This window comes from Protofrankia sp. CiP1_Cm_nod2, from assembly GCF_920664355.1.
Taxonomy (GTDB): domain Bacteria; phylum Actinomycetota; class Actinomycetes; order Frankiales; family Frankiaceae; genus Protofrankia.
The window spans coordinates 1,282-11,958 of the sequence record NZ_CAKKTL010000107.1; the positions used below are offsets into that span (position 1 = coordinate 1,282).

8 protein-coding genes are annotated in these 10,677 nt (G+C 70.4%); 4 read left to right on the forward strand and 4 right to left on the reverse strand.

The genetic code is table 11. From position 1 onward, the window contains the following. Positions 1-111 precede the first annotated feature (111 nt). The 3 genes from NBW84_RS13410 to clpB all read left to right on the forward strand — a co-directional run bounded on the left by NBW84_RS13410 (position 112) and on the right by clpB (position 4,705). A complete protein-coding gene (locus NBW84_RS13410) occupies positions 112-1,314 on the forward strand; it encodes a DnaJ C-terminal domain-containing protein (RefSeq protein ID WP_250285036.1) in 1,203 nt (400 codons plus the stop codon). Then, on the forward strand, positions 1,311-1,832 hold the full coding sequence (locus NBW84_RS13415) for a heat shock protein transcriptional repressor HspR (RefSeq protein ID WP_445548225.1): 522 nt from the start codon (positions 1,311-1,313) through the stop codon (positions 1,830-1,832). The genes NBW84_RS13410 and NBW84_RS13415 overlap by 4 nt, the downstream gene beginning before the upstream one ends. Positions 1,833-2,110: 278 nt before the next feature. Continuing rightward, a complete protein-coding gene (clpB, locus tag NBW84_RS13420; RefSeq protein WP_250285038.1) occupies positions 2,111-4,705 on the forward strand; it encodes an ATP-dependent chaperone ClpB in 2,595 nt (864 codons plus the stop codon). Between the two features lie 517 nt (positions 4,706-5,222). On the opposite strand, the gene NBW84_RS13425 is transcribed toward clpB, so the two are convergent. The 4 genes from NBW84_RS13425 to NBW84_RS13440 form a co-directional block, all read right to left on the reverse strand. Beyond that, positions 5,223-5,474: a hypothetical protein gene (locus tag NBW84_RS13425; RefSeq protein ID WP_250285040.1), complete on the reverse strand. Its 252-nt coding sequence runs from the start codon at positions 5,472-5,474 to the stop codon at positions 5,223-5,225. A gap of 426 nt (positions 5,475-5,900) precedes the next feature. Then, complete coding sequence (locus NBW84_RS13430) at positions 5,901-6,155, reverse strand: hypothetical protein (RefSeq protein WP_250285042.1); 255 nt, start codon at positions 6,153-6,155, stop codon at positions 5,901-5,903. 21 nt (positions 6,156-6,176) lie between these two features. After that, positions 6,177-8,810 carry a WD40/YVTN/BNR-like repeat-containing protein gene (locus NBW84_RS13435; RefSeq protein ID WP_250285044.1) on the reverse strand — a complete coding sequence of 878 codons (2,634 nt, stop codon included), beginning with the start codon at positions 8,808-8,810 and terminating at the stop codon, positions 6,177-6,179. A 121-nt stretch (positions 8,811-8,931) separates the two neighbouring features. Continuing rightward, positions 8,932-9,144, reverse strand: a complete 213-nt coding sequence (locus NBW84_RS13440) for a hypothetical protein (RefSeq protein ID WP_250285047.1) — start codon at positions 9,142-9,144, stop codon at positions 8,932-8,934. Positions 9,145-9,664: 520 nt separating this feature from the next. Between NBW84_RS13440 and NBW84_RS13445 the strand changes: the two genes are divergently transcribed. Next, on the forward strand, positions 9,665-10,633 hold the full coding sequence (locus NBW84_RS13445; RefSeq protein ID WP_250285049.1) for a pseudouridine-5'-phosphate glycosidase: 969 nt from the start codon (positions 9,665-9,667) through the stop codon (positions 10,631-10,633). Positions 10,634-10,677: the final 44 nt, after the last annotated feature.

Sequence of the window (10,677 nt, forward strand, 5' to 3'; positions counted from 1 at the left end):
AGCAGCCCGAGCAGCCCGAGTAGCCCGAGTAGCCAATGCCATCGCGGTTCCTGCCGGACAGCGTCCACATCGGGCGTCGGTAGACGAGATGATGACGGAAGGAGGGGCGCCGTGAGTGTTCGCGACATGGTCGAAAAGGACTACTACGCCGCTCTCGGCGTGCCCAAGGACGCTTCGGCAGCCGACATCAAGAAGGCATACCGCCGCCTCGCGCTTGAGCTGCACCCGGACAAGAACCCTGGCGACCCCAAGGCCGAGGCCCGGTTCAAGGAGGTCTCCGAGGCGTACGACGTGCTCTCGGACGAGTCCCGGCGGCGGGAGTACGACGAGGCCCGGGCGCTGTTCGCCGCCGGTGGCGTCCCCGGCGGCCAGGCCGGTGGCTACGGCTTCCAGCCGGGCGGGTTCGGGCCGGGCGGGCCCGGCTACCACGGCGGCTCCACCGCGTTCAACCTCGACGACCTGCTGGGCGGGGCGGGCGCCGGCGCGGGCCCGGGCGGGCTGGGCGGGCTGTTCGACAACCTGTTCCAGCGGTCACCGGGCGGCCGTGGGCCACGCCGTGGCGCCGACATCGCGGCCGAGGTCACGATCCCGTTCGAGAAGGCCCTCTCCGGCCTGGAGGCGACGGTCCGCCTGCCCGGCGCCGCGACCTGCCTGACCTGCGGGGGCAGCGGTGCCCGGCCGGGCACCGCGCCGCGGACGTGCACGACCTGCCGGGGGCTGGGCGTGGTGTCGCGGTCGCAGGGGGGCTTCGCGCTCTCCGAGCCCTGCCGGGACTGTCTCGGCAAGGGAACGGTGATCGATTCGCCCTGCCCGGACTGCCAGGGCAGCGGCCGGCGCGAACGCGAGCAGCGGATCCGCATCCCACCGGGGGTCGCCGACGGCCAGCGGCTGCGGGTGCGCGGGCGCGGATCGCCGGGCGAACGCGGTGGCCAGGCGGGCGATCTGGAGGTCACCGTCCACGTGCTGGCCCATCCGGTGTTCGACCGCGAGGGGCAGAACCTCACGGTCGTCCTGCCGGTGACCTTCGTGGAGGCCGCCCTGGGCGCCTCGGTGAAGGTCCCGACGATCGACGGCGCCCCGCTGACGGTGAAGATCCCGCCTGGCACGTCGAGTGGGCGTCGTCTGCGGGTACGTAGTCGTGGAGTGCCGCGTAGCGGGGGCGGTCACGGCGACCTCATCGTGACCGTCGACGTGACCGTGCCGAAATCGACGGATCTCTCCGCGAAGGCGCGGACGGCGCTCCAGGAGTTCGCCCACGCCCATCCCGAGGATCCGCGCACGACACTGATGGAACAGATGGAGGGCCGGTCATGAAGTCACGACCGAGCCGTACCGCCGACCCGCCGGGGCCGGCTCCGGCGCCGGCGAGGCCCGCGGGCGTCCCGCCCGGCCCGTCCGGAACGCCCGCGGCACCCCGCCCGAGCCCCGCGCACGACGACGACACACCGGTATACGTGATCTCCATTGCCGCACAGCTCGCCGGCATGCACCCCCAGACGCTGCGGGCCTACGACCGCCTCGGCCTGGTCACTCCCGGCCGCACGTCCGGACGCGGCCGGCGGTACTCCGTGCGGGATGTCGCGCTGCTGCGCGAGGTCCAGCGGCTGTCCCAGGAGGAGGGCGTCAACCTCCAGGGCGTCCGGCGGATCCTGGAGCTGGGCAGCCAGGTGATGATGTTGCAGGCGCAGGTCCGGCAGCTGACCGAGGAGCTGGCGGCGGTCCGCGCCGAGGCCGAGCGCCGGGTCGCCGAGGCGCACCGCAGCCACCGGCGCGACCTGGTTCCCGTCGACCGCAGCGCGATAGTGGTCTGGCGGCCCGGCTCCCGCCGCTAGCGGCCATGAACGCCGGCTCGTTCGGGTACCGCTCCCTCGCCGGCCGCCGCTCCTTCGCCGGTCCCTCGCCGGCCGCCGCCCCCACGTCGAACGCGGTTCCCCGTCGGGCAGCGGCTTCGCCGGACGGCGCGCCGTCGACGATCCGTGTCGAGCCGCCGAGTCGCGAGCCGTCGCGTGCGGGGCGGACGCTTCGCATCACGCAAACTTAAGTGGGAACGACTCAACTATCCTGAGCGTTACGAAGATGGTACGCCCAAAACGATCATCTTAGGACTCCGATGAACGCTGACCGCCTCACCGCCCGCTCGCAGGAAGCCCTGTCCTCCGCCGTCAGCCGCGCCACCGGTGACGGCTCACCGCTCGTCGACCCCCTGCACCTGCTGGTCGCCGTCCTGAGCCAGACCGGCGGGGTCGCGGTGGACCTGCTCGAGGCCGTCGGTGTGCCTCTCGCCCAGGTACGCGGACGCGCCGAGGCGGCGGTCGGCCGGCTGCCGCACGCTACCGGCGCGTCCGTCGCCCCGCCGCAGCTGTCCCGGCAGCTCATCACCGTCCTGGACAACGCGGAGCGGCAGGCGAACCGGCTCGGCGACGAGTACACCTCGGTCGAGCACCTGCTGGTCGCGCTCGCGGAGGAGGGCGGCGAGGCGTCCCGGGTGCTCACCGAGTTCGGGGCGAGCTCGGAGGCCCTGCGCGGCGCGTTCGACACCGTGCGCGGCGGCGTCCACCGGGTGACCAGCCGTGATCCCGAGGGCTCCTACCGCGCGCTGGACAAGTACTCCGTGGACCTCACCGAGCAGGCCCGCGCCGGCAAGCTCGACCCGGTCATCGGACGCGACGCCGAGATCCGCCGCGTCGTGCAGGTCCTGTCCCGGCGGACGAAGAACAACCCGGTCCTCATCGGCGAGCCCGGCGTCGGCAAGACCGCGATCGTCGAGGGGCTCGCGCTGCGGGTCGTCGCCGGTGACGTGCCGGAGTCCCTGCGCGGCCGGCGTATCGTCTCGCTCGACCTCGGCTCGATGGTGGCCGGCTCGAAGCTGCGGGGCGAGTTCGAGGAGCGGCTGCGGGCCGTCCTCAACGAGATCCGTTCCGCCGAGGGCCGGCTGATCACTTTCATCGACGAGCTGCACACGGTCGTCGGCGCGGGCGCCGCCGAAGGCGCGATGGACGCCGGCAACATGCTCAAGCCCATGCTCGCCCGCGGCGAGCTGCGCATGATCGGCGCCACCACTCTGAACGAGTACCGCACCCGCATCGAGAAGGACCCGGCGCTCGAGCGCCGCTTCCAGCCGGTGCTGGTCGGCGAGCCGTCCGCCGAGGACACCATCGGCATCCTGCGCGGGCTGAAGGAGCGCTACGAGGTGCACCACGGTGTCCGGATCACCGACGCCGCGCTCGTCGCCGCCGCCACCCTCTCCGACCGGTACGTCAGCGGGCGGTTCCTGCCCGACAAGGCCATCGACCTGGTGGACGAGGCCGCGTCCCGGCTCCGGATGGAGATCGACAGCCGGCCGGTGGCGATCGACGAGCTCGAGCGCGCCGTCCGGCGCATCGAGATCGAGGACATGGCGCTGTCCAAGGAGAGCGACAGCGCGTCCAAGGAGCGCCGCGAGCGGCTGCGGCGCGAGCTCGCCGAGAAACGGGCGGAACTGTCCAGCCTGACCGCCCGCTGGCAGCGTGAGAAGAGCTCCATCGTCGAGGTGCAGAAGGCCAAGGAGGAGCTGGAGAACGCCCGGCGCGCCCTCGACCTCGCCGAACGTGACCTCGATCTGGCCAAGGCCGGCGAGCTGCGCTACGGCACGATCCCGACGTTGGAGAAGCGGCTCGCCGCGGCCACCGACGCGCTGCCCGGCGCGGACGAGCCCGGCAGCGCCATGCTCAAGGAGGAGGTCGGCCCCGACGACGTCGCCGAGGTCGTCGCGTCCTGGACGGGCATCCCCGCCGGCCGGCTGCTGGAAGGGGAGACCACCAAGCTGCTGCGCATGGAGGAGGAGCTGCACGCCCGCGTCGTCGGCCAGCACGCCGCGGTGCGGGCCGTCTCCGACGCCGTGCGCCGGGCCCGCGCGGGCATCTCCGACCCCGACCGGCCGACCGGCTCGTTCCTGTTCCTCGGCCCGACCGGCGTCGGCAAGACGGAGCTGGCCAAGGCGCTCGCGGACTTCCTGTTCGACGACGAACGCGCGGTGGTCCGCATCGACATGAGCGAGTACGCCGAGAAGCACTCGGTGGCCCGGCTCATCGGTGCCCCGCCCGGCTACGTCGGCTTCGAGTCCGGCGGGCAGCTCACCGAGGCGATCCGGCGCCGCCCCTACAGCGTGATCCTGCTGGACGAGGTGGAGAAGGCCCACCCTGACGTCTTCGACATCCTTCTGCAGGTCCTCGACGACGGACGCCTTACCGACGGGCAGGGCCGCACGGTGGACTTCCGCAGCACGATCGTGGTGCTGACGTCCAACCTCGGCTCCCAGTTCATCGCGGACCCGACCCTGCCCCCGCAGGTGCAGCGCGACTCGGTCATGATCGCGGTGCGGGAGGCGTTCAAGCCCGAGTTCCTCAACCGGCTCGACGACATCCTCATCTTCGACCAGCTCGACAAGGACGACCTGGCCCGCATCGTCGATCTCCAGCTCGACCTGCTGCGCGCCCGGCTGACCGACCGGCGGATCACCCTGACGGTCACCGACGCCGCCCGCTCCTGGCTCGCCGACGCCGGGTACGACCCGGTCTTCGGCGCCCGCCCGCTGCGCCGGCTCGTCCAGACCGCGATCGGCGACCCACTCGCCCGGGAACTGCTCGCCGGCACCGTCCGGGACGGCGACAACGTCCTCGTGGACGTCGCCCCGAACCAGCACGGCCTGGCCGTCCAGAAAGCGTAGGCAAAAACCGCTGTCACCCCAACGAAAACCGCCTACAGACCCAAAGCCCGTAGGCGGAATCGGGCTGCCCGCCGGTGCGGGTGATCTGCTCGGTGAGCGGAACTTGCCCGCATGGTGAAGCGTCGCAAAATAGCACGAAATGGCAGATGTCGACGGACCCGCAGAATTGTTCGACGATATGGCCGACAGCCGTCCAGGGTTCAGGTGGAGACGACGAGGCGGATGAACTGTTTGTCGATGATGGCCCCGTCTGCCAGGTTCTCGTCCGGGGTTTCGGCGGGGTAGGCGGTGATGGCTAGGGTGTGCCCCTTTCTCCAAGCTCCGGACAGCTACACTCCGCCACGACAGACGGCAACTGGACGTTGGTGTTCAAACACGACTTCCGACCAACTGCATAGAGCCGGAAAACCACTGAAGATTGTGGAATCTCATCTGAGCCATCTCATATTGTCCAAATAGACATATATCAATAAATTTGGTCAAACAGGGCAGCACGAGCAAGATTTTCGGTACATTCCTAGAGAGAGTCCGCCGCCACGTGCGAGCGTCGCCACTCGGATCGAGCGGACGTGGCACCGATGATCGCGATGATCGCGACGGCCGCGGCGACCAACCACTCCAGCGACCCGTCGCCGTGGTCCGGATCGACGCCGAACACCACCTCGATCCATTCCTGGTTGATCAAGGTGGCGACCAGCAGGACAAAGCTGGCCACGGTCAGTCCGGTCTCGATGTAGAAACGCCGACGCACGCGCCTGCCAACTGTCATGATCCCTCCCGATTCGGTTCGGCTGGTGTGGGACGGTTCGGTGGACCCGTTGGGTGGCCGATCAGCCGCCGGTGGGCGCCGGTCCGGCGGAGGCGTCGGTCGAGGAGCCGAGCACTGTGTCCGCCCTGCCGGATGGCTGTGCGTCGAGGCCGGTTGGTGCGAACCCGGGGGCGCCGGCTACCTCGGGTGGGCCACTGGGCGCAGGGCCGGCCGAGAGTGCCCCGAGCCGCGCCGCGCGGGCTGCAAGTTCCGCCGGTGGGCCGCCCTGGGCTGCCCCGGCATTGGTCGAAACGCTGCCGGTGGGCGCGATGTCGGAAATGGTGATTCCCTGGCCCGGTGCCGGTGCCGGTGCCGGTGGGCCAGGGGTGTCGTGGTTGTCTACGTGGATGGTGATCCGCATGTCGTTCCCTCACGCATGAGAAGTGGTCAGCTGAGTACTGCGTAGCGTCCCTCGAAGGTGATCGGTTGAGGTGCCAGATTCGTAACGGTGATCCAGTAGGTCACGTTGTTGGCGTCGGCGCGTTCGACCGCCACGTCCCAGTCGGTGGACGGCGAGCCGAGGCGTACGGTCGTCGGCTGGATGTACCAGACGACGTGCCAGGCTGCGGGCCACCCGAACGTGAACCATCGCTGGGTCGCGCCGGCCGGCAGCGTTCCGGTGAATTGAACATTGGTCCACATGGCTGCTCCCGGAAAGACAGATCAGTAGCGGCTGAGGACGCAGAAGCGTCCTTCGAAGGTGACGGGCTGACCGGTGAGGTTGCGGACGGTGATCCAGTATGTGACGTGTTCGGCGTCGGCCCGTTCCACCTGGGTCTTGAAGCTGATCTGTGGGGACCCCGGCGCCGGGCTGGTGGGCATCGCGGTCCACAGAACGTGCCAGGTGGCGGGCCAGTTGAAGGTGAACCAGCGGCTGCTGGCGTTCGCAGCGAGCGTTCCCGTCCACTGGACGCCGCACCAGGGCTGCGTCATCCAGCCATCGACGGGAATCTCCCAGACACCGCGGTTGCGTGTTCCCGCGCGGAGGACTCGCGCGTGAGGGTGAAACACCAGGTCGCCGACGAAGGCGTTCGGCAGGCTTGCGGAGAAGTCGGTCCACGACGCGCCGCCGTCGAAACTCTGGTAGACACCGAGGTCCGCCGCGACCCACACGCGGTTGCGGTTGCCGTCGTCGACGGCGATGGCGTTGACGGGTAGCCCGGGCAGGGTGCCGGTCCGGTCGGTCCAGTTCGTGCCACCGTCGTCCGACCGCCAGACGCGACCCCCACCACGGGTACTGCTCGTTGCCCACAAGCGGCCGGTACCGCCGGGCTCGGCGGCCAGGTCGCTGATGACCGCTCCCGCGCGGGGAGTGGTCAACGCGGTGAGTGCCCCCCAGGCTCCGGAGCTGAAACGGGTGCGCAGGATCCGGCCGTCGCCCAGGCCGACGAGAACGGTGTCCGGGTCGGGGACAGCCAGCGCCGTGCCGATACCGGCGCTCGGGAACCCGACCCGGGTCCAGGTGCTGGCGTTGTCCCGGGACACGTACAACGCCTGCATCGCGACCGCCACCGTGTCGCCGCTGGTGGCGCTGCCCTCCAGCGGCGGGTAGAACAGGCCCCTGCCCTCGCCGGCGGGCCGGGTGGGGGTGACGGTGGTCCAGCTTCCCCAGTCGCCCCGGCTGGTGGAGCGCAGCAGGCCGCCCCACTGGCGGCTGTGGATGACGATCGAGGGGTTCTGGCGGTTGACGTGGACGTCGCCGCCGTCCGCGTCTTCCACGTGCTCCCAGGCCGAGGGCCCGGTCCACCGGTTCGTGCCGTTGTCCTGGGTACCGCCGATGAGCCACCGAGACGAGCCCCAGTCCTGGGCGAGGTACTCGAACTCGCTGATGACCAGGCCGTTGTTGCAGCTCACCCAGGTGGTTCCACGATCGGGGGAGCGGAACAGGCCGCCGTCGCAGCCGGCGTACACCGTGGCGGGGTTCCCGGGCTCGAAGGCGATGCTGTGCTGATCGGGGTGGATCGACTGCCCGGACGAGCCCTTGTTGCTGATCGTCTGCCAGCTCCAAGTGGCGCCGGACAGGTCACCGCGGTGCAACTCGATGGCGCCGCAGTACACCTGCGTGTCGAGGTCCGGGGCGACGGCGACATACCAGTCGTACCACGACTGAACGGTTGCCAGTCCGGGAGGCAGCCCAATCGCCGTCCACACCCCGGCGGCGCGGCGCCACAGGTAGCCGGTGGGGATCTGGCTCCCATCGGGCTGCGGGATCCATGGCGTGCCGGTACCGAAAGCATAGGCGACGTTCGGGTTGGACGGAGCCACGGCGACGGCGAGCCGAACGAACCCGGCCGGCGCTCCCGGCAGGTTCACCGCTGTCCAAGTGGTGCCGGAGTCGGTCGAACGGAACAGACCGTCGGCGCAAGACGCCAGCACTTCACTGGTGCCGAGGCTGACGGCGAACGTGCGCTGCGAACGGCGCTGGGTCCAGGTCGTACCCGCGTCGGTCGAGACGTACAGTCCACCGGTCGCGGCGCCGAACAGCCGATTGCCGTCGGCGGGGTCGACGCGCAGCGCGTAGAAGCCCTGTCCCACGAACGGGGTGGTGCACACCGACGACCACGATGTACCACCGTCGGACGACCTTAAGACCCCATTGCCGAGTAAGGACCACCAGTCGCCCTCGCCCAACCCGCAGTAGACCGTGGCCGCGCGGCTGGGGTCGAACGCGATTGCGCCAACGGTGAGGGTCGAGGCAAAGTCGGTCCGAGGCTGCCAGGAAGCGCCACGGTCACGTGACTCCCAGACACCGCCGTTCGCGCCACCCGCCAGGACGTGCGCGGGACTGCTCGGATCGACGGCGAGGGCCGATACGCGCCCGGAGACGTTGACCCGGCTGCTGCCGTAGGTCTGGCCGTTCGTCACCGTTGACGGGCCGACCGAGCGCCACTGCGGCTCTCCCGCCGTCGGCGGCCCGGCGAGGCCCTCGGCAACGGCGGCATATGTGCGGGCCAGATCCTCCGGTGCCGCTATGTCGGCTGGCGTCCCCTCGTCCTCGGCGCCACCGCCGGCGGTCGGCGGACGGCCTGACGCGCGGAGTCGGGACGCGCGAGCGTCACCCTGGGGCGAGGCAGGCGGCAACGCGCCGATCGCCTCGGCATGCGCGAGCGCCTCGGCTGCCACTTCATCGGTGACCGCGGTGGCCACCGCCTCCTGCGCAAAGTTCGTCAGCCCCTGCGCTTTGAGTAATTCGAGCAGCCGCAGCATCGCCTTGCCGCCGTACGGACGGGCAGGCGTTCGCTCGTCGACGCGGACCGCGTCGCGGGGGGTTACGCCTTCGTCCTCGGGTCCTTGCATCGGCACCTCCTCGATAGCGGTGCGTCACAGGTGTGCGGGGTCGCGCGAAATGTCGACATCGCAGCCCTGGAGCCGATATGCCTTGGTCTTGGTCCGGCCCGTTGGCCGAGGGCGGGAGCAGTCAGCCGGCCGTCGGATGGCCGGGCTTGTTCTCGCTTCGTTCGCGGTCCTGCTCCTCCGCCGGCTCCGCCGCCGGCTCCGCCGAGTCGGTCGGCTCCGCCGCGTCCGAGACCGGTTCCTCCCGCGCCGCAAGGAACTCTCGCAGACGCTCGGCGGCACCGCCGCCGGGTGGCACCGGCATCTGCTCGTCAGTGGAATTCGAGGTTTCGGCCATGTCCACCCCCGTGGGACCGCAAGCCGTGAATGTCTCTTTATGTTCCTCCTGGACCAGCTGAGCGTCAACGCTCCCGTGTGTCGGTTTTCTGCTTGACGCTCCACCCGCCGGCACCTCGGCCCCGGCCTTTCACGCCCGCGCCCGCTGCGCCACCCGCCGCCAGCATCTGATCAATGCTCCGGCTCGGCTCACCCGCCACGGCCGGGGGAGAGCACCCTGCGTCTGCCCGTCTGCCCGTCTGCCGGTCGCAGCCCCCTATCCCCGACCTGGAACCTGGACGAGCCGCTGAAGGGTGAGCGACTGGGCCATCATGCCCGAAAAGCCCGGCATCATCGAATTTCTCGGAGGAAGGCACCCGAAAGATCCAGAAAGATGGTCACGGAAATTTCTCGATGCATCCAGGCCGAGTCCACGAACTCTGTGGAGGCTTCTCCATACTCCCACAAAGAATTATTGGCAGGCTGTGCGAGAAAATGCCCGAAAAAGAACCAGTGAAACCTCGGGCAGTGAATGATCCCGCATGGGCGCGGATTCCGGATTCGTAGATATACTCTCGGTCGTGCGGGGGCTGGTGGTCGCTGACGAGGTGCGGGCGGCGGTGGAGGCGGGGCGGCCCGTGGTCGCCCTGGAGTCGACGCTGATCGCGCACGGCCTGCCGCGCCCCCGCAATCTGGAAGTGGCGGCCGACCTGGAAACCCTGCTCCGTGACCGTGGGGTGACACCGGCGACCGTAGCGGTGATCGACGGGATACCCACCATCGGTCTGGACGCCATCGCGCTCTCCCGGATCGCGAACGCCCCGGACGTGGCGAAACTGTCGGTACGGGATCTGCCGGTCGCCTCCGCGCTGGGCCGCACCGGGGCGACCACGGTCGCCTCCACGTCCCTGCTCGCCACCCGCGCCGGTATCGGCGTGTTCGCCACCGGCGGGCTCGGCGGGGTGCACCGCGGCTGGGCCGACAGCGCCGACGAGTCCGCCGATCTTGTCACTCTCGCGAGCACGCCGATAGCCGTGGTCTGCGCGGGGGTGAAGTCGATCCTGGACGTCGGCGCGACCCTCGAACGGCTGGAAACCCTCGGTGTGCCGCTGCTCGGCTGGCGGACGAACACCTTCCCGGGCTTCTACCTGTCCCGGACCGAGTTCGCCGTGGACTGGCGGGTGGAGGCCGCCGCCGAGGTCGCGGCCGTCATGGCGGACGCGCGGGCGCTGGGCCTGCGCACGGCCGTGGTCGTCGCCAGCCCGGTGCCCGAGGCGGACCAGCTCGACCAGGAGCTGCACGACCGGGTCCTGCGCGAGGCGTTGGCGCAGGCGGCCCGCCGGGGGCTGCGGGGGAAGGCCGTCACCCCGTTCCTGCTGGCGACGTTCCACCGCGAGACGGCCGGCGCCAGCCTGGAGACCAACATCGCCGTGGTCCGCAACAACGTCACCGTCGCCGCCGACATCGCCATTGCCTGCTCCGCCCGGCCGGCCACCCCGGACCGGACGTAAAGCTGCCGGCCCGACCGTCCGGCCCGGGCTGGCTGGCAGGCCGG